13 protein-coding genes are annotated in these 19,160 nt (G+C 60.4%); 6 read left to right on the forward strand and 7 right to left on the reverse strand.

Going from position 1 to position 19,160, the window contains the following annotated elements; all coding sequences use genetic code 11:
- Window position 1 precedes the first annotated feature (1 nt).
- Window positions 2–937, reverse strand: coding sequence for a DNA-3-methyladenine glycosylase 2 family protein (locus AACZ26_RS00940; RefSeq protein ID WP_339618433.1), 936 nt, complete (start codon window positions 935–937; stop codon window positions 2–4).
- Between the two features lie 104 nt (window positions 938–1,041).
- Between AACZ26_RS00940 and AACZ26_RS00945 the strand changes: the two genes are divergently transcribed.
- The 4 genes from AACZ26_RS00945 to AACZ26_RS00960 all read left to right on the forward strand — a co-directional run bounded on the left by AACZ26_RS00945 (window position 1,042) and on the right by AACZ26_RS00960 (window position 4,531).
- Window positions 1,042–1,929 carry a rhodanese-related sulfurtransferase gene (locus tag AACZ26_RS00945; protein ID WP_339618434.1) on the forward strand — a complete coding sequence of 296 codons (888 nt, stop codon included), beginning with the start codon at window positions 1,042–1,044 and terminating at the stop codon, window positions 1,927–1,929.
- Between the two features lie 67 nt (window positions 1,930–1,996).
- Window positions 1,997–3,022, forward strand: a complete 1,026-nt coding sequence (locus AACZ26_RS00950) for a 6-phosphofructokinase (RefSeq protein WP_339618435.1) — start codon at window positions 1,997–1,999, stop codon at window positions 3,020–3,022.
- An 83-nt stretch (window positions 3,023–3,105) separates the two neighbouring features.
- Window positions 3,106–4,095: an MDR family oxidoreductase gene (locus AACZ26_RS00955; protein WP_339618436.1), complete on the forward strand. Its 990-nt coding sequence runs from the start codon at window positions 3,106–3,108 to the stop codon at window positions 4,093–4,095.
- A gap of 28 nt (window positions 4,096–4,123) precedes the next feature.
- Complete coding sequence (locus AACZ26_RS00960) at window positions 4,124–4,531, forward strand: DUF1304 domain-containing protein (protein ID WP_339618437.1); 408 nt, start codon at window positions 4,124–4,126, stop codon at window positions 4,529–4,531.
- On the opposite strand, the gene AACZ26_RS00965 is transcribed toward AACZ26_RS00960, so the two are convergent.
- From AACZ26_RS00965 to AACZ26_RS00980, 4 genes are read right to left on the reverse strand one after another with little or no spacing between them, the layout of a single operon-like run.
- Window positions 4,518–6,140 (reverse strand): ABC transporter ATP-binding protein, encoded by a 1,623-nt coding sequence (locus AACZ26_RS00965; RefSeq protein WP_339618438.1) that lies wholly within the window; start codon window positions 6,138–6,140, stop codon window positions 4,518–4,520. The genes AACZ26_RS00960 and AACZ26_RS00965 overlap by 14 nt on opposite strands.
- Window positions 6,137–7,051 (reverse strand): ABC transporter permease, encoded by a 915-nt coding sequence (locus tag AACZ26_RS00970; RefSeq protein ID WP_339618439.1) that lies wholly within the window; start codon window positions 7,049–7,051, stop codon window positions 6,137–6,139. Before AACZ26_RS00970 ends, AACZ26_RS00965 begins: the two co-directional genes overlap by 4 nt.
- The gene (locus AACZ26_RS00975; RefSeq protein WP_339618440.1) at window positions 7,048–8,031 is read right to left on the reverse strand and encodes an ABC transporter permease; all 984 of its coding nucleotides are present in this window, start codon (window positions 8,029–8,031) and stop codon (window positions 7,048–7,050) included. The genes AACZ26_RS00970 and AACZ26_RS00975 overlap by 4 nt, the downstream gene beginning before the upstream one ends.
- Entirely contained in the window at window positions 8,028–9,551 is a 1,524-nt protein-coding gene (locus AACZ26_RS00980) for an ABC transporter substrate-binding protein (RefSeq protein WP_339618441.1), read from the reverse strand. The genes AACZ26_RS00975 and AACZ26_RS00980 overlap by 4 nt, the downstream gene beginning before the upstream one ends.
- A gap of 117 nt (window positions 9,552–9,668) precedes the next feature.
- Between AACZ26_RS00980 and AACZ26_RS00985 the strand changes: the two genes are divergently transcribed.
- The gene (locus AACZ26_RS00985) at window positions 9,669–10,337 is read left to right on the forward strand and encodes a DUF1028 domain-containing protein (RefSeq protein ID WP_339618443.1); all 669 of its coding nucleotides are present in this window, start codon (window positions 9,669–9,671) and stop codon (window positions 10,335–10,337) included.
- A 29-nt stretch (window positions 10,338–10,366) separates the two neighbouring features.
- Here AACZ26_RS00985 and AACZ26_RS00990 read toward each other — a convergent pair whose 3' ends face one another.
- On the reverse strand, window positions 10,367–10,960 hold the full coding sequence (locus tag AACZ26_RS00990; RefSeq protein WP_339618444.1) for a cupin domain-containing protein: 594 nt from the start codon (window positions 10,958–10,960) through the stop codon (window positions 10,367–10,369).
- 68 nt (window positions 10,961–11,028) lie between these two features.
- Here AACZ26_RS00990 and AACZ26_RS00995 point away from each other — a divergent pair, with 68 nt between their 5' ends.
- Window positions 11,029–12,696, forward strand: a complete 1,668-nt coding sequence (locus AACZ26_RS00995) for a DUF885 domain-containing protein (protein WP_339618445.1) — start codon at window positions 11,029–11,031, stop codon at window positions 12,694–12,696.
- A gap of 57 nt (window positions 12,697–12,753) precedes the next feature.
- Here the strand turns inward: AACZ26_RS00995 and AACZ26_RS01000 are convergent, their stop codons facing one another.
- Window positions 12,754–18,933 carry a DUF5979 domain-containing protein gene (locus AACZ26_RS01000; protein WP_339618446.1) on the reverse strand — a complete coding sequence of 2,060 codons (6,180 nt, stop codon included), beginning with the start codon at window positions 18,931–18,933 and terminating at the stop codon, window positions 12,754–12,756.
- Between the last annotated feature and the right edge of the window lie 227 nt (window positions 18,934–19,160).

Here is a 19,160-nt window from a genome sequence, read left to right on the forward strand (position 1 = left end):
TCTAATGCCCCCGGTGATCCTGAATCGTCATCCGCGGCCCGAAAGCCGGCTTGCGAAATCCGGATGCCGTGATGAGTCGCACGACGCGTTGGCGGTGGCCACGCCAGGGCTCGAGCAGTTCGAGCATCCGCTCATCGTCGACAGGTTCGCCAATCAGGGCCCAGCCCACAACTGCAGCAAGGTGATAGTCGCCAACACTCGGGCTGTCGGGATCGGCGTGGGAGCGCTGCATGGTTTCGGCGGCCGTCCAGACACCAACGCCGACGACTGATCGCAGCGCGGCCTCAATGCGCGGCCCGCCTCGACCCCAGTCGGCGGTGCGCTCGAGGGATGCCGCCACTTGCGTTGCGCGCATCACGGTCCCCGAACGCTGGGGCCCGACCCCGGCACGGTGCCACTCCCACGACGGAATCCGCGCCCAACCCTGCGGGTTTGGCACGACGCGCATCCCGGCCGGGGCTGGCCCGGGCGCCGGTGAACCATGCTTGGTGACGAGGATGCGCCACCCCCGCTTCGCTTCAATACCCGTGACCTTCTGCTCGAGAATCGCCATTACGAGCGCCTCAAACACGAGCTTCGTGCGAGTGAGCCTAAGCCCAGGGTTCTGGCGCTGAGCCTCGGCAGCAAACGGAAGCGCCGAAATATCGAAATCGCTCCAGTCGTCGCCCTCCCCCAACAGCTCGGGAACACTGGCGATCGCCCACTCCGCTCCAGCGCCCCACGCGGTGCAGTCCACATGCGACTGGTGCTGCACGAGACACAGAGTCGCAGGGCCGTGCGGCGTGAGCATCGTGCGCCAGGTGCCCGCGGCATCCACTCTCATCGTCGGGTCGCCGGCGCCGCGCTTCAACGGCCGCAAAGTCGCGCGCACATCGACGGGCCGCCCGGGCGCAAAACGAGTGCGAACGGGCTCGTCGGCGGCGAGCGCTAAAGTCATGAAACCCAGATTACGCGGCACCCCTGACGGCAAAGCCCGACGTCGGACTGAGCACGACCGAGCATTAGCGAGCCACCCCCAGCTAACCGCCGTAAACTTGCGGTGTGGCTGTTCCCAAGATCCTTCTCTTCTACGTGTTCACGCCGCTGGCCGATCCGGAGGCTGTGCGGCTGTGGCAGCGCGACCTCTGTGAGTCCCTCGGGCTCGGCGGTCGCATCATCCTCTCCAAAGACGGCATGAATGGCACTGTCGGCGGTGAGCTGAAAGATGTAAAGCGCTATGTGCGCAAGACGCGTGAGTACCCCGCGTTCAAAAACATCGACTTCAAGTGGAGCGAGGGCGAAGGCAACGACTTTCCCCGTCTGAGCGTGAAGGTGCGCGATGAGATCGTCAGCTTCGGTGCCCCCGGTGAGCTGCAGGTCGATGAGAACGGTGTCGTCGGCGGCGGCACCAAGCTCAGCCCCGAAGAGCTCCACGAGCTTGTTGCCCGCAAAGATGTCACCTTCTTCGACGGCCGCAATCCCATCGAAGCGGCGATTGGCAAGTTCACCGATGCGATAGTTCCGGATGTTGACACCACCCGCGACTTCGTCGCCGAACTCGACAGTGGCAAGTACGACCACCTCAAGGACACGCCCGTTGTCACGTACTGCACGGGCGGGATCCGCTGTGAAGTGCTCTCCTCCCTCATGCGCAGTCGCGGATTCGGCGAGGTCTACCAACTCGACGGCGGCATCGTTCGCTACGGTGAAAAGTATGGCGACTCGGGGCTGTGGAACGGATCGCTCTACGTCTTCGATAAGCGCATGGCGATCGACTTCACCGCCGACACGAAAGCAATCGGCACCTGCTACCAGTGCGGTGCCGCCACCAAGCGCATCGAGAACTGCCACAACAAGGCGTGCCGCCAGCAGTTCGTGGTGTGCGATGAGCATGCAGCAACCACGGCGTGCTCCGAGCATCCAATCGCCAGCCTCACCGTTGGTAAATAACGCACGAAGTTAACATTTTCTGGTTTTCGTGGCTTTCTGGCCGAAAAGTATGCGCCATGATGGGTTCATGAAGATTGGAATCCTGACCAGCGGTGGCGACTGCCCCGGCCTCAACGCCGTAATTCGCGGTGTAGTACTCAAAGGCACTCAGGTATACAACAAAGAGTTCGTCGGCTTCCGTGACGGTTGGCGCGGAGTCGTCGACGGCGACACCATGCCCCTCGAACGCCGAGACATTCAGGGCATCTCGAAGCAGGGTGGCACCATTCTGGGCACCTCGCGCACAAACCCCTTCGAGGGCACCAACGGCGCTGAGACGGTTCGCGAAAACATGGAACGCCTCGGTGTTGACTCCCTCATCGCCATCGGCGGAGAAGGCACCCTCGCCGCCGCCAAGCGGTTGACGGATGCCGGCATCAAGATCGTCGGTGTTCCCAAGACAGTAGACAACGACCTTTCCGCTACCGACTACACGTTCGGCTTCGACACCGCCACCCAGATCGCAACCGACGCCATGGACCGCCTCCGCACTACCGGCGACTCCCACGGCCGCTGCATGGTTGCCGAAGTCATGGGTCGTCACGTTGGCTGGATCGCCCTGCACTCAGGGATGGCCGCCGGCGCTCACGCGATCCTCATTCCCGAACAGAAGACGAGCATGGACCAGATCGTCGAGTGGGTTACCTCGACTCGCGACCGTGGCCGCGCTCCCCTCGTCGTCGTCGCTGAAGGATTCACCCTCGACACGATGGATGACGCCCACTCCGAGCGCGGACTCGACGCATTCGGGCGCCCCCGCCTCGGTGGCATCGGCGACATCCTCGCTCCCGAGATCGAAGCTCGCACCGGACTCGAAACCCGCTCGACCACCCTGGGTCACATCCAGCGCGGTGGAACGCCAAGCGCCTACGACCGCGTTCTCGCGACCCGGTACGGCATGGCCGCGATCGACTCCGTCATTCACGGTCGCTGGGGCCGCATGGTGTCGCTGCGCGGAACCGAGATCACCCACGTTGCGTTCGAAGACGCCCTCGGCAAGCTCAACACGGTACCTCAGTCGCGCTACGACGAAGCTGCGATCCTCTTCGGCTAAAGCGAGATGCCCGGCGAACTGCGCCACGAGCAGCTCAGCCAACTGCTGAGCCAGATTCCAGCCTGCGGTTCTAGGCTGGCGGTATGTGGCGTGGAATCGAAGTAATCAAGAACGAGTCCGATCGACATGCTCCGGCGCACGTCGTGCTTTCTGAGCAACTGGATGACAGCATCCTGATGCCGGGAGATGTCACGATCGATGTCGAGTTCTCGAGCCTTAATTACAAAGACGGCATCGCACTCACGGGCAAGCCGGGCATCGTTCGCGAGCCTCGACTGATCGCCGGTATCGACCTTGTCGGGATTGTTGCTGAGTCGAGCGATAACCGCTTTTCTGCTGGTCAGCGCGTGCTCGTGAACGGTTGCGGGCTGAGCGAAACCCACCATGGTGGTTTCGCCGAGCGGGCCCGAGTTCCAGCCGATTGGGTCGTTCCTGTGCCCACCGGAATCAGCACTCATCAGGCTGCCGCGATCGGCACGGCCGGGTTCACCGCCATGCTCTCGGTGCTCGCGATTGAGCGCGGCGGAGTCTCCGGCGAGGTGCTCGTGACCGGGGCGGCCGGCGGGGTCGGATCGGTGGCAATCGCCCTCTTGAACAAACTCGGCTACGACGTCACGGCTTCCACTGGTCGCGAAAACGAACACGACTATCTGCGTGAGCTCGGCGCCACCACGATCATTGACCGCGCCGAATTGAGCGCCGAGCCGAAAGCCCTTATGAAGCAACGCTGGGCAGGCGCTATCGATGCTGTCGGGGGCTCAACTCTCGCTTCCGCTATCGCGGCAACGCAGTATGGCGGCACCGTAACCGCGTGCGGCAATGCACAATCCAACGACCTGCACACGAGCGTGATGCCCTTCATCTTGCGCGGTGTGAGCCTTGTCGGCATCAATTCGGTGTTCACGCCGCGAGAGTTGCGCCTCGAAGCCTGGAGCCGCCTCGCCCGTGACCTCGACCTCGGCCTTCTCGAGTCGACGACATCGACGATCGGGCTCAGCGACACGATTGCTGCTGGTGTGGACATCATGGCGGGCCGCATCCGCGGTCGCACCGTTGTTGAGGTCCACGGCTGACAATCGCGACTGTGCAAGACTTTCGACCATGAACAGCCTTTTCGCGATTCTCGGATCAGTTTTTATCCTTCTTGCTGCACTCGTGCACCTCATGATTTTCTTCATGGAGAGCGTGCTCTTTCACAAGCCGCGCGTGCAAAAGATCTTTGGTGTTCGACCTGACGATGTGGATGTCGTGAAGTCGTGGGCCTACAACCAGGGCTTCTACAACGTCTTTCTTGCGCTCGGTGCCGGAACCGGCCTTGTGCTTATGGGCACCGTCGAAATGTGGCCAGCAGGAATCGCCCTCGCGATGTTCGCCGCCCTAAGCATGGTGCTGGCGGCGCTCGTGCTGATTACCTCTCAGCCCAAGAAGATGGCTCGACCCGCGATCATCCAGGGTGCTCCTCCGCTGATCGGCATCATCTTCTTGGTGCTCGCCCTCAACGTCGGCTAACGGGCTGCGGAGGACGTGCAGGAGGAATAGCCGCCAGCAGCGTCTTCGTGTACTCGTGGTTGGGTGAACTGTAGAGCTCGTCGCTGGTGCGGGATTCCACAATTTCGCCCGAACGCATCACCATGACGTGGTGACTCATCTCGTGAACTACGGCCAGATCGTGGGCGATGAAGAGAAACGCGAGCCCCAAGTCCCGTTGCAACTCTTTGAGCAGGGTCATGACTTCGGCTTGGATGGAGACATCAAGCGAGGCCGTCGATTCGTCCAGAATGAGCAACTCAGGTTCGCACGCAAGCGCCCGAGCAATGCACACTCGTTGCCGTTGCCCACCGCTGAGTTCGTGAGGGTAGCGGTCAGCAAATTCTTCCGGAAGCTTCACTTGCGAGAGCAGTTCCCGCACTCGCACTTCTCTGGCGTCTCGGTCGGCCGCAAGCCGGTGCACGATGAGTGGCTCAGAGATAGTGTCTCGCACCGTCATGCGGGGATTTATGGCCGAGAAAGGATCTTGAAAGACCATGGCCATGCGTCGACGCAACTGCCGAAGCTCCGGTCCGGATGAGGTGAGAACATTGACGCCATCGAGCGTCACTGTTCCGCGCTGAGCAGGTACTTGACCGGTGAGGGCATTGGCAATTGTCGATTTGCCCGAGCCCGATTCTCCTACGAGGCCGAGAGTTTCGCCGCGGTTGATCTGGAAGCTTGCCCCAGCAACCGCCTGCACCCAGGACTTTCCAGACTTAGACGCGACCGAGAAACCGATCGCGAGGTCGCTGACATCAAGCAGAGGTCCCTCGCTGGGGGCTGCCGGCAGCGGAGCGGGGCTGTCGAGCGACGGGCGTGAGGCCAGAAGGCGCCGGGTGTAGTCCTGATGAGGGTCATCAAAAATGTCCAGAACCGGACGTTGCTCGATGCCCTCCCCTCGATACATCACGGTCACGTTATCGGCGACTTGCCCAATAACACCCAGATCATGGCTGATCCACACCACGGCCATTCCGCGTTCGTGTTGCATGTGCTTCACGAGCGCGATGATTTGGGCCTGTGTCGTGACGTCTAGGGCTGTGGTCGGTTCGTCGGCGATGAGCAGACCCGGATCACAGGCGAGCGCCATGGCAATCATCACGCGCTGACGTTGACCCCCCGACAGCTGATGTGGGTACTGGGCGAGTCGAAGTTCCGGGTTCGGGATGCCTACCGAGTCCAGCAACTCAAGAGCCTTGAGGCGCGCTGCTCTGCGGGTCATCCCCAGATGAGCGCTCGGCGCCTCGGTGAGTTGCCGTTCTATCGTCAGCAGCGGGTTGAGGGACGTCATCGGATCTTGGAAGACGAATCCAACTTCTCTGCCGTGCACGCGTCGAAGTGCGGATCGACGCGCGGAGATAAGATCCTGACCGTTCAGAAGTGACTGTCCCGAAATCGTCATGTGCGGCATATGGAGGAGCCGGGTTGCCGACAGCACGCTGAGTGATTTTCCCGACCCAGATTCACCAACGATTCCGACCGTTTCACCGGAAGCAACGTCAAAGGATATTCCGCGAACAATCTCTTTCGATCCGATGCTGACGCGCAGATCGCGAACAGAAAGGATGGGGTCAGTGCCGTGGCTCATCTGCGGCTGCTCCTTGATTCGATGACGCTGCGTTGCTGGGGGTCAAGAACGTCTCGAAGACCGTCGCCCACTAGGTTGAAGGCCAACACCGTGATGAAGATGGCAACTCCCGGGAAGACACCAAGCCACCACGCTGTGCCCATCAGTCCTTGAGCTTCAAAGAGCATCCGCCCCCAGGAAGGTTGTGGCGGCTGAACTCCGAGACCCAAGAAGGAAAGCGCGGCTTCTGAAAGGATCGCGAAGGCCAATGACAATGAGGTCTGAACAATGATCGGTCCGGAAACGTTCGGCAAAATGTGGGTGCGCAGGATACGCAGATTTCCCGTTCCCATCGTTTGAGATGCCCGCACGAAAGGCTCCGAGCGAATACCGAGAGTGCTCGCCCGAGTGACGCGAGCGAAAATAGGAATGTACACGACACCGATCGCAATGGTCGCCGTCGTCACGCCAGGCCCGAGCACCGCAACAATCGCAAGCGCAAGAATCAGCATGGGAAACGCGAACATCACGTCGACGATTCGCATGAAGACGCTGTCAACCCACCCACCGACGTAACCCGACACCATGCCGACAATGACGCCAACGAGCAGAGCGATCGTGACGCTCACGAGAGCTACTTGAAGCGAGACTTGCGCCGCAATAATCACTCGAGAGAAGACATCTCGTCCGAGATCGTCAGTGCCGAACCAGTGAGAGGAGCTCGGTGGCTTCAGTGCGTTCGCGACGTCGGTGTCATTGATGCCGAACGGCGCCAACACCGGCCCCAACAGTGCCGAAAGCACCATGATCAGAAGCACAACCGCGCCCGTGACGCTGACCTTGTTGTGGAGAAAGAGTGAAAAAGCGGTCGATCGCTTTCCGGATGAATCCCGAGGCATTGTCGCCATCGCAACGGTGTCTGGTGAGGTCATGACAGTCTGATCCTTGGGTCAACCAGCGCGTACAGGGCATCCACAATCAGGTTGACTGCGAGGAAGGCGATCGCGATGAGCAGCACAGCACCCTGCACAACGGGGTAGTCGCGTGACGAAACCGCGTCGTAGACGAGACGTCCCAGCCCCGGCCAAGCGAACACGACTTCGACAACGAGAACCCCACCCAGCATGGTCGCCATCTGAATTCCTGCGATCGTCAGCACGGGAATGAAGGCGTTACGAGCAATGTGAACCCCGGTCACAACGCGAGGCGCAAGACCCTTGGAGCGCGCTGTCCGCACATAGCTCATTCCGGCAACTTCAAGAACCGCCCCACGGATATAGCGAGTCATGATCGACCCCGCGACTAGCCCAACGGTCAGCCCCGGTGTCAGTACTCGGCGAAACCACTCCCCGGGGTCATCACCAAAGGCTACGTACCCGGACGAAGGAAGCCACCCGAGAATTGAGGAGAAGAGCGTGATCAGCATCATCCCCATCCAAAAGTCAGGAATCGAGACTCCAAACTGGCTGAAGACGCGAACTACACCATCGCCGAACGTTCCCTCGCGGAGCGCCGAGAAGGTGCCCGCTGGAATCGAGATAAGCAGCGCGATGATGAGTCCGACGGCAGCAAGTGAGACGGTGGCCGGGATGCGACCCAGCAAGACCTCAGTAACGGGAGCTCCGTTGCGGAAGCTCACCCCCAGATCGCCCGTGAGCGCGTGTCCGATGTAGCTAAAGAACTGTTCCAGTAGTGGCCGATCCAACCCGGATGCCGCGCGAAGCGCATCGTAGGCTTCCTGGGTATATCGGGTTCCCAGCGCAATGCGCACAGGGTCACCAGGAACGAGGTGGATGAGGGTGAACACCAACACCAACACTCCGAAGAGCACCACGACGGTATGGAGCAGCCGTCGCACCAAGAACTTGAGCGTTGCGGATTCGCGCACGCGGCCGATCAAGGGTTGACTCATTCGCTGAAGCTGACGTCCTTGAAGCGGACTGCACGGTCGCCGCGAGCCTCGTAGCCGTCCAGCTCAGGACTCCAGGCCTGAATCACTGAAGGGTTGTAGAGGTAGAGGTAACTCGCTTCATCGGCGATGATGGTCGCCGCTTGAGCATAAAGTTCCTGACGTTTGTCAGTGTCAGTCTCTGCTCGACCGGCATCAAGTAGGTCATCGACCTCAGGGTTGCTGTATCCCTGGGCATTGCTGGAACCGTTGGAGTGATGCTGCGCATAGTAGAAGTCGTCAGGATCAATGTTGCCCAACCACCCCATCATGAGCATGTCGAAATTGCCGGTGTTCTGCTCATCGAGCCAAGTCGCGAAGTCGGGCTGTCTAATCGACACCGTGATTCCGAGCGGCTCAAGATTGTCGGCGATAACTTGAGCCGCAGTGACTGTTTCGGGATAGTCCGAAGTAGCGAGCAGGTCGAGCTCCAATGGGCCCACCCCGGCGTCATCAAGAAGGCTCTGAGCTTTATCGAGGTCAGTCGAATACTTGTTGTACTCGGTGTACCACGCACTCTGTTTGGGGATCGCGAGTTGGTTTACTTCAGCGGTTCCATAGCTCGTTACTTGCGCAATCGCGTCCCGATCAATCGCGTAGCCGATCGCTTGGCGTACCCGAACGTCGTCGTAGGGAGAGCTGTTCTCATTGAGAGCGAGGTACCAGTAGTCAGTGCTCGGCACGATTCCGAGGTCTACCTCAGCAGTCCCTTCAAGGCCGGCGACCTGTTGAGCCGGAATTGAGTCGGTCCAGTGCACCTCGCCGCTCTTGAGAGCAGCTATTGCCGTGTTGCCTTCGGAAAGGAACGAGAAGGTCACTCCGCCGATCTCGGGGGCACCGCCCCAATAGTCCTCATTGGCGGCGAGTTCGATGGAGTCACCGGTGGTGTAGTCGATCAAGGAGAAGGGACCGGTGCCGATTGGCTTGGTGGTGATGTCACCGCTCTCGGCGTTGTCTTCTTCCACGATCGCCATACCCTTGAAACCGCCAAGGCTCGAAAGCAAGTTCGGAGTCGGGCGCGTGACAGTGATCTCGACAGTGAAGTCATCCGGCGCGGTAATCGATTCAACGGCGCTCAGCCGCCATGCATTGGCGAGTTCCTGATCGATGATGCGGTTGAGAGAGTAGAGCACATCCTCTGAGGTGAACGCCGAACCATCGTGAAATGTGACGCCTTCACGAAGTTGGAATGTCCAGGTCAACTGATCGTCGCTGACCTCCCACGATTCGGCGAGCGCAGGCTGCATCTCTAGGTTCTCATTAGGCTGAACGAGAGTGTCAAAGACGTTCTCGAGAACTTCGAAGGCAAAGTACGAGCTGGTTTTTTGCGGGTCGAGCTGGTCCGGTTCCCCCGCAATCGCCGCGTAGAGAATTTTCCCGTCGGGGCCCGCACCCTCGAGCGAGACTCCGGTGCCCGTGGAACAGGCGGTCAACGTTAGTGCGCCTGCGAGGGCGACACTCGACAACAGTGTGCGTGACTTCATCAGCATTTCCTCAAGTTCAACAAGCAATCGCGGTGAATCATTTATATGATGATGGCATCATTATGCACCATATAGAACCCTGAAATGGGTTCAGAGTCAACCTGCGGAAGAGTTTTTATGACCTTTACCATCCTCGCTAGCGACCCCGAGCGACGGCTTTTGGGGGCAGCGACGGCGAGCTATTCACTCGCAGTTGGCGCCGGAGTTCCGCTGCTCCGCCCCGGAGTCGGCGCGGTCGCCAGCCAGGCCTATACCAACCGTTCACTGCGGCAAAGCTCGCTAGATGCCTTGGCCAACGGGGCCACTCCTGACCAGGTCATTGCCGAACTCCCGTCACGAGACCCCGGTTACTCCCAACGTCAACTCGCCCTGATTGCCGCCGACGGGTCCACCGCCGTGCACACCGGAACAGACTGCTCACAGTGGGCGGGCAGTGTGCTCGGAACCAATCTGGTTGCAGCAGGCAACCTTCTTGCAGGCCCAGACGTGTTGGCAGCGATGAGAGCGGCGTTTGACCGTGCTCGTTCCACTTACGCCCGCACCCACGACGCCCTGCCTGACGACGTTCACACCGCCGCTTTCGCTCGTGCGCTTGTGGAAGCCCTCGCTGCCGGAGAAGCAGCTGGCGGCGATAGCCGAGGAAAGCAAAGTGCCGCCCTCCTTGTGGCCTCAGGAGCCGGCATCCCCCAAGAAACACACCACATTGCAATAGACCTTCGTGCGGACGATCATCCAGAGCCGGTTACTGAGCTATCCAGACTTCTGGAACGCGCGCTAGGAAAGTGACCATGCTGGCGCGGGTGAGGACCGACCGCCTATTGCTCAAATGGGGTCACTGCGCCGATGACCGTGCATTCGTCGTCCGACGTATTTGCCCACCAGTGGGGCACCGAACAGGTGTACGTCATAGCGTCGCCCTGAGCCAACTCGACCCGCCGACTTCCGTGAACCACCGTCAGCGAACCGGACTCGACAATGACGCACTCCGTTCCAAGGTGGCGAAAAGCCTGACCCTCGTTGGAGAAACCAGCAGGAACCACGCTCCGGATCACCTGGAGCGACGAATGAAGCCCAGGTGTAAGCAGCTCTCGAACAACCCGCTGGTGTGCGGGTTCGTCAACCAGCACAGGAAGCATCAAACGCTCCCCCGCACGAACGACCGCATCATCGCGCTTGGGACCACCCGCGACCAATCGAGAAAGTGGAATTCCGAGCGCGTCAGACAACTTGTGCAGCGACAGGAACGAGGGGTTCCCGAGACCACGTTCGAGCTGGCTAATCAATCCAAAACTGACACCGGAGCGTTTGCTCAAGGTGCTCACGCTCAAACCCTGCCGTGCCCGCTCTGTGTGGATCTCGAGTCCAAGAGCGGAAACCTCGGAGTTTGCGTCAGGTCTTGTGGTGGTCACGTGACCACCCTAACCAACGAGTCATCTCCCTCCCCTACACATGTTCAAATTATTCAGAAACTCAGGTGATGCACGTGTCTCCACGACAGCCCTCCCCCATCGATGACATCGCCGAACAGTGGGCCGACACGGTAGTGCAATTGAACCCCAGCGTGGGCACCACTCTCGGCCGCGCCGAGTCGAACAGCCTTGTGGGTGACTATTCGCCTGCAGGGCTTGAGGCGCAGCGATCCGCCGCTCGCGCGACCCTCCTCTCGTTGGAGAATCAGCGGCCCAGAGATGCCGTCGATGACGTTACGCAACGAGACCTTTCAGCCCAACTGCAGCTTCACCTAGAGTCAGCGGATGCCCAGCTCCCGCTGCGCAACCTGAACGTCATTGCGTCCCCCGCACAGGAAGTTCGCTCGACCTTCGATCTGCTGCCCAAGACCACGGAGGCGGACTGGGCAACGATAGCGACCCGCCTCAACGGAGTCCCCGCTGCCCTCGCGGGCTACACCGAAACACTGCGTACCGGCATCCGCTCGAAGACGACGCCAGCTCTTCGCCAGGTACGAGCGGTGGCTGCTCAGGCCGCCAGCCACAGCGGCACCAAGGGGTTCTTCGCTACGCTCGCGGCTGAAGCCACCACAGCATCGCCCTCACTGCGCGCCGACCTCACTGCTGCAGCGGAACGAGCCGCCGGAGCCTACTCCGAGTTGAGCACATTCCTCACCGGTGAGCTTGCCCCGGTGTCTTCTGTTGACGATGCGGTCGGTCGCGAGCACTACGAATTGTCGGCACGGGGATTCCTGGGTGCAGTCGTCGATCTCGATGAGAGCTACGAGTGGGGCAGAGAAGAACTTGCGCTCATGACCGAGGAGCAGGAACGCGTCGCTCAGGAAATAGTGCCCGGGGGCTCCGTCTCTGATGCGATAGCCGTGCTCGATGCTGACCCAGAACGGGTACTCCACGGCACAGACGCACTCCAACGGTGGATGCAAGATATCAGCGATCGAGCAGTGGCCGAACTAGCCGGAACCCACTTCACGATTCCGCCGAAGCTTCAGCGGCTGGAGTGCAGGATCGCGCCGACGCACGAGGGAAAGATCTACTACACCGGCCCGAGCGACGACTTTTCTCGTCCCGGTCAGATGTGGTGGTCCGTTCCCCCCGGAGTCACCACCTTCAACACGTGGCGAGAACTCACGACCGTTTACCATGAGGGCGTTCCTGGCCATCACCTCCAGATGGGTACGGGAGCTTTAAGAAGTGATTCGCTCAATACGTGGCGTCGTCAACTGGCGTTCACTTCTGGCCACGCGGAAGGATGGGCCTTGTACGCCGAGCGGCTCATGGAGCAGCTCGGTTACCTAGACGATCCTGCCAGCCGACTCGGGATGCTCGATGCACAAAGGATGCGCGCAGCCCGGGTGGTCGTCGACCTGGGTGTGCACCTCGGCAAACAACGCCCCGACGGCACGGGAATCTGGGATGCCAGCTACGCACTCTCCTTCATGAAAAAGAATGTGCACATGAATGACGCTGCTGTTCGATTCGAGGTGGATCGCTACCTTGGCTGGCCCGGACAGGCTCCCTCCTACAAGCTTGGCCAGCGCTTATGGGAACAGCTTCGCGACGACGCTGCGCTTCGAGAGGGACCGAACTTTGACATCCGCAATTTTCATCGCGAAGCTCTCGATCTAGGATCACTTGGATTGGGCACTCTCGGCTGGGCGCTGCGCCGCCGCTCATAACGTGAGCCAGAGAATCAGAGGAGAGGGAGAGGCATGGGCCGTCCCCCTCCCGACGACTTAGGCCCTGCGTCGCCTGACCAGCACTAGTGCCCCGCCGATCAACAGGATCGCCAGCCCAACGAGCAGCAAGATCATTGTGGACTGCTGTCCGGTAAAGGCCAACAGCGGCGGTAGGAGCGAGCTGTCGAACACGTTAGTGATTGTCACTGACGCTGCAGCAACGAACAGTCCGGGCTGAACAATCGCGATGCTGCCGTCGGCAGGGTCCATAGTCGTCGCAGTCGCGTTTCCGGCGTCTGTCTCTTCCACGATGCAGGTCGTTCCTACCGGCATGATTGGCAACTGCGCACGGTAGTTGTTGTCAGCGTCCAGGATCAACGTTCCGTCACCGGGAAGGGTGATGGGAGTAAGAATGCCGTTCGGCTCCCACTCACACACGACCTGAACCGTGAACGGTCCGGCTCCGTGGCTCAGGGCGGCGATGCCAACACGCTTCTTGATGATGTCTAGCGGACCACCTTCAAAGGTATTCGTGACGGTAATTTCGCCGGCCACCTCAGTGCTGGTCAACGTTGCTGACGCACCCAGATCGGTACGGGTCGCTCCACCGTCAGCGGTTTCGCTGTCGACGATGCAGGTCGCACCGAGAGGAATGCCATCGACCGCAATGGAATCATTCGCTGGAACGCTCACTGTGCGGAACGAACCCATGTCCACCGCAGCAACGCTGCCTTCACCGTCGGGAACGGTGCAGGCGAGAGTCACATCGAAGGTTGCAGGAGCGAAGCTAGCAGCATCACCCTCGACGGCCTTGGCCACCTCTAGCGCTGCAGCCTGGGCTACAACTCCTGTTTGCACGGGAGCGCGTCTGATCAACGCGCCGGATGTCGGAGTAGCGACGACGCCGAACTGGTTCCAGGCGATCTGATCCCCGACCGGCACCGCGACGCTGATGGCATCGGAGCTGACGAGTGGGACGTTGACGGTGTCGAATCGAAGTTCGACGGTGCCACCGGGAGCGAGAATTCCTCCGGCGCTTCCCGAGAAGTCCACCGTCCACCGCACCGCAGTGATGTCCTCGCGCGCTCCGGTGTAGCTTGCGCCGCTTACCCACGTGGTGGTGGAACACGTCGGGTTGGTTCCCCAGTCAGAGCCTGCACTTGAACCGATGCAAGCTTGAGCGTCGGTAGACACTTCCCATACCGTGGTGGCTCCTGTGGGAACGCTCTCTGTTCCGGGAGCCGCAGCCTCTTTCAGAACCGGCCTGAAATCCGACCCGCGTGCAGCGCCGGTCGCCAACAACTTGTCGCCAGCGCTGGGCAAAACGTCCACGACAGTGACCGCGGTGTAACCGACAGTGCCGGAGTTGGTCGCGACGAGGCGCCAGGTGTCGGTCGCGCCGACGGCCGTGCGAGCGACGCACTTCGAGCGGAAGAATCCTTCGCTGTCAGCCGAACACGGCAGTCCCGGATCTTGGATGTTGATGGCTCCACTGACGAGCGAGCCATCGACTTCGCCCTGAACACTCTTCTGGGCGAACAGGAGAGCACCAGCGAGTGGCTGCACGAAGTTACTTGTACCGCACTCGGTGTCGCTGAGGCCAGCCAAGGTTCCTTGACGGTTGCCTGAAACGTTGGTGCACGCCGTGAGAGTTTGCGTCGTGCTCACCGTGAACTCATTCGTGGCGGTTTCGAGCGCGGTGAGTCCGGGGAGCAGGCTGAACTTCAGCGTGATCACAAATTTCTCGCCCGGCTGCATTTGTGCTGCCCCTGGCCAGTTGAACTCGAGTTCTCCCGCTGTAGGCTGTGTTACCTCAATTCCTGTGGCCGGCAGCGTGCCACCGGCAGAGGTCTCATAGGTGGGGGCTGAGCCGTCCCATTGCAACATGGCGTCGAAGCTGTCGCTCACGCTCGTGACATCGAGGTAGCCGGTTCCCGTGTTCGTGAACTCGAGGGTCCAGGGGATGTCGACGCCGGGTTCGACGATGTTGGTCGAATTACCCGTCACGGCTTCTTTACGGACATCGATCTGCGCTGTTCCTGCCGACAGAACGACATCGTCACTGGCTGCGGCATCCTGGACGGGATAGTCGTCATGCTCAGCAAATGCGGTAATCGCGTTATCGACCGCACCCGGGAAAGTTACGGAGTCGCGCAGCACAGCGGTGAAGTTTGCCTCCGCACTCCAGTCTGCGGAGGGAACCGTGTTCGAGAACGGTTCGCCATCCGCGCGATCGAACACGAACTGGATTCCCGTAATTTCGCTCAGGTCGGTGACGGTGGCCGGAAGCGCGGGGGTTGCGCTGGGGGTTCCAAGAATCCATGCGGGATCCTCATTCACCTGTACATCTACCCGCACCTGAGTTGCTCCGGTGGGAAGGGTTGCTGACCCCAGCGCGCTCAGTTGGAACGCATTCCAGAACTCCGAATCGATGTCGCGAATCGTCGCCGTTTGTGCGCCAAGAGTGGAGGAACCGCTTGTCGAACCCAGCTTCACGGTTACCGGTGCGCCGGGATTCGCCTCGAGAATCGTTCCCGGTGCAATTGATTTACTCGCGCTCACATCGAGGCGGGCTTCCCAAAGTTCAACGCTGGCCTGGCTAGAGGCATTCGGTGTGCTCGCAGCGCCGTCCGGGGTGAGTACCGGATCAAAGCTCTGCGCCTGGCTGCTGTTGACCACAGTGATACCGCTCGTAACGAGGGCTACTGGAGTGCTTCGCAAGGTCGCGCGGAGTTGTGTGCTCAACGTCATTGAGGGGTGTGCTGCTGTTGAGTTCTGTTGCGGAATGAGCCCACCGGTGGTCTCGGGATCCGTTGATTGGTACACAACGCTCACACCGACGACGTCTTCCAGTTGCGTCGCGGTCAGAGCGGCGGCGGCGGCGATCGTGGTCTGTTCAACGCTCAACACTCCGGAGGAGTCTCGCTTCCACAAAGCGACTTGAGAAACAGTGGGATCGATGTTCGTCCCTGTCGGCGTTGCAAACGACAAGTCGGTTAGCGTGAACCGTTCGAACGGGTTAGTCAGCGGATCGTAGGTGGCTCCCGCGTAGACATTCGCAGAGTGATCCGTTGCGGGCGTGACGCAGGGTCCAACGAGTGGACAAGGGAAGGGATCGGCAGAACGCAGGTATGAGGCACGAGCGCTTGCTGTGTTCCACGCGTCTACCGTGAAGTCAACGGTGGGATAGTCCTCGAGGGCAACGTCACCGAAGTAGGGCACAGTGACGAATGACTCTGAGGCTGTTTTTCGAGTGTCAACATTCGGTGTCGTGTCGATCAACGCGATGTCGTCGAAAGCCGTGCGCGATGTTGTCGTGCCGCTGGCGGTCGCTTGTAGACCGAACGTGTTTCGAACTACTCCCTCACCCGCCAGGTTGTAGGCAACATCCTGAGTGGTCCACTTCAACTCGGGAGAAAGCGGAACCCTCAGAGTGTTGCGCAGGGCCCACTCCAGACGCAGCTGGCGTTCGTTGGCGCTGGAGGCAACTCCGCTACCGGGGGCTGGACGTGTCGGCGACGTGCTCGCGGTGCGTGCAGCGGTGTTTTCTTCGACAGTGATCCGCACTCCTGTGCTTTGCGCTGACTCCGCAGTCGTGAGAACGTGTCCTCGGAATCCGGTGGAGTCCATCCAACCACCGGCAGGTGGGGTCACTGCCTGCCACGTTCCTGCACGGAAGAGTTCGACGTTCGTTACAACATCCCAGCGCAGCAGTGGGTCAACCTGAAAGCTGATGGGTGACACACGCGTCAGGTCGAACGCCTGGTAAACGGTGGTTGCGGGAGCGGTCTCGCTGCCCGCTGCAGCATCGCTGACGACGACGGCTTCATATCCTGGAGTGGTTACTCCCCAGCCCAACACAGTGCGAGCCGCGGCTCCGCTTTGCGTGTTCAACCGATTGAGGTCTGAGCTCCAGTTCGTGCCAGTCCAACGCTTGCTGCTCAGCAATGTGCCGGGCCCGGCGGCGTCATCAAAGACAATCACGTCGATCTGGTCAGAGTCTGTCACCACGTCGCTAGCGACAGGAAGCGAGTCCGCCATACCGAAACCTTGCGCCGAAGCTTCGTTGAAGTAGCGAGTGGCAGATTCCCCTGCAACTGAGGTGGGCGTTACGCCGTCTCGCAGGGTGGCCGCTGCCTCAAACACGATGTTGGGGCTCACGGTCGTGCCTTGCCCGAAGCCAGCAGAGTTCTCGTAGGTAAATCGGATTCCAACAGCATTCGCCGGCACCGCGAGAGACTCTATGAGAGAGGTCACTCCGCCTGGCACGGTTAGTTCCTGCCACGCCAGAGCACCGGGAGGAGTGCCTGTCGCATACTCGACAGTCAGTGTCGCCCCGGCTGGAACGTCAGTAAAAACGATCTCTTGAGCGCGGTACGCGTTCCAGAATGTGCTCGCCGGCGTGCCGTCCCACACGTCTTCAACCACGATTTCGGTGGGACGCACAAACTGGGAATCTGCGCTCGTCACAGTTTCTAGGCTGACGACCGCGGTTCCCCCCGGAGTGTTGCGCTCAGGGTTCAGCGTTTTGTTCAGCGCGATATCGATGTCAGGAAAAAATACGTCAACAGGAGCTGTGGCCGTCGCGGTGTCGGTACCGGCGGCGTTTGTTCCAGAGACCCCGACGACATTGGTGTATCGGTCCGAAACCGTGCCGCTGTCGACCATATCCGCTGCGGTGTCGACCGTGAACGACCAGCCCGCGGTGGTTCCGGCGATGATCTCACCCCGATACGTGACGGTGAATCCCGCAACGAATTCGCCGGCGCCCAGTGCCGGAATCGCAGGAGCTGCACTCGCATTAGTGAGAGGAATGGATGCCTGGGCACCTGTGTTCAGAATCCAGACGAAATCGGCCTCGATAGCACCCACTGGCCAGGTCGATGTAGTGAATCCGTCGAAGATGAGTTCATCAGAAAGAAAGGCGTCACCGCCCGGCTCGGTGATCGTGAGCGACTCGAGAGTGCCGTTGGAATCGTTCTTCGCCGACAGTGATACGGAGAATTCACCACTCGCGGGCACTCGCGCCGGCGTTATCTGTTTGCCAGCGCTTACCTCAACACTCAACCCAGTCACAGTGAGTTCGGCTTCAGCATTGCGAGTAACCGAATCGCGATCGGTTACGAATACAGTTCCAGCCGCAATATTAGAAATTTCGCCGCCGCCAACAAGCTCAGCAGCAGTGGTGCGATCAGTGGCGCGCTGTTCGACGGTGAAACACAAGCTTCCCGCAGCGCCATTCGCCGTAATCGTGTCACCTGTGGTGCTGGTGTACGTCGCTCGGAGGCCACCGATGCTGCTGAGATCGGTAACGCTTGCGGGAAGTGCCGCGATTGCGTCGGGCGTTCCCGCTACCCAATTCCATTCGCCCACCGAAGCCTCGTAGTAGGCGTCGATTTGAACAAGATCTGCGCCGGCCGGCAGCGTCACGCCGCACAGACCGGTGAAGTCCACGCGCGTGAAGGGGTTGGTCGTAGGAAGTTCTGTTGCTCCATCGACAGCGATCGAGGGATCTTGAAGCACAAGCGCGTTAGCGACGACGTTGGAAGTGTTGCGTACGCCAGTGGTCACAGTAGAGGGGCGGCCAGGTCCGTACTGCTGGCTGGAGGGAGTCCACTGCTTCGTGACCGCCGCGTTCACGACGATGGGGACCTCGACAGTAACTCGAGCTTCGCTGGTTACGGGGGCCGCGTTTACTGCAGTGAGGTCAGCACGGTTAGGCACGGCGACTCCGTTGAATGCCCAATCAGGCTCCAGCGAGAGTGGTGCGGTCAGGCTATAGGAGACACGAAAGGTCGTTCCGGCGACAATGCCGAATTGATCGACACCGGCAAGGGCTCCCAGCGGCTGAAGAAAGTCGAGCTCGATTCCGCAGCCAGCGCTGAGAGCCGAGTTGACCGCACAGCCTCCCGTGAGTTCGAGGTCGAAGTTGCTCGCATTTCCCGGTGAAACGGCGATCTCGCCGAGGGTGAATCCAGCGAATTCGTCAGGCAATGCGTCGACGAGCGCAGCGTCAATGCAGTCGTTATCGTCGCAACCAATAACGATGTCGTAGGTGAACGTCTCACCCGGCTCAACCCCGACGATCTCCGACTCAGTGTCTACCAGCTTCGAGAGCGTCAGCCCAGCTTGATCTCCCAGCGCGGCAAACGCCGGTGCCGTGGGGACTGCCACAACGGCGAAGCTGGAGAGAAGAATGAGCGCAAGAGACGCGCTCACGGCACGCACCCGCCGCACAGCACGATTTTGCTTGCCAAAGAACCGCGAAGATGGACGCGCTGATACTGCTGAAAACACTGAAATGCCCCCGGGTCGTTAGATCCGGGAAATTTCAGCGCCCACTAAGGAAGGCGCGAACGAACTGCTAGTACGGAGTTTCGCGCCCCGGTATCTCATGAGAACAAGCGTGGCGAACTTTCTGAGCAATCCTGCTGTTCAGACGCAGAGTTAACCCTCATTTTAAC

Origin of the sequence: uncultured Salinibacterium sp. (assembly GCF_963974405.1) — a bacterium.
In the GTDB taxonomy this organism is placed as follows: domain Bacteria; phylum Actinomycetota; class Actinomycetes; order Actinomycetales; family Microbacteriaceae; genus Rhodoglobus.

Coding starts and splice junctions, on each gene's coding strand:
- AACZ26_RS00940 (WP_339618433.1), bottom strand. CDS start 937: ATGACTTTAGCGCTCGCCGCCGACGAGCCCGTTCGCACTCGTTTTGCG.
- AACZ26_RS00970 (WP_339618439.1), bottom strand. CDS start 7,051: ATGACCTCACCAGACACCGTTGCGATGGCGACAATGCCTCGGGATTCA.
- AACZ26_RS00985 (WP_339618443.1), top strand. CDS start 9,669: ATGACCTTTACCATCCTCGCTAGCGACCCCGAGCGACGGCTTTTGGGG.
- AACZ26_RS00950 (WP_339618435.1), top strand. CDS start 1,997: ATGAAGATTGGAATCCTGACCAGCGGTGGCGACTGCCCCGGCCTCAAC.
- AACZ26_RS00995 (WP_339618445.1), top strand. CDS start 11,029: ATGCACGTGTCTCCACGACAGCCCTCCCCCATCGATGACATCGCCGAA.
- AACZ26_RS00960 (WP_339618437.1), top strand. CDS start 4,124: ATGAACAGCCTTTTCGCGATTCTCGGATCAGTTTTTATCCTTCTTGCT.
- AACZ26_RS00980 (WP_339618441.1), bottom strand. CDS start 9,551: ATGAAGTCACGCACACTGTTGTCGAGTGTCGCCCTCGCAGGCGCACTA.
- AACZ26_RS00975 (WP_339618440.1), bottom strand. CDS start 8,031: ATGAGTCAACCCTTGATCGGCCGCGTGCGCGAATCCGCAACGCTCAAG.
- AACZ26_RS00955 (WP_339618436.1), top strand. CDS start 3,106: ATGTGGCGTGGAATCGAAGTAATCAAGAACGAGTCCGATCGACATGCT.
- AACZ26_RS00965 (WP_339618438.1), bottom strand. CDS start 6,140: ATGAGCCACGGCACTGACCCCATCCTTTCTGTTCGCGATCTGCGCGTC.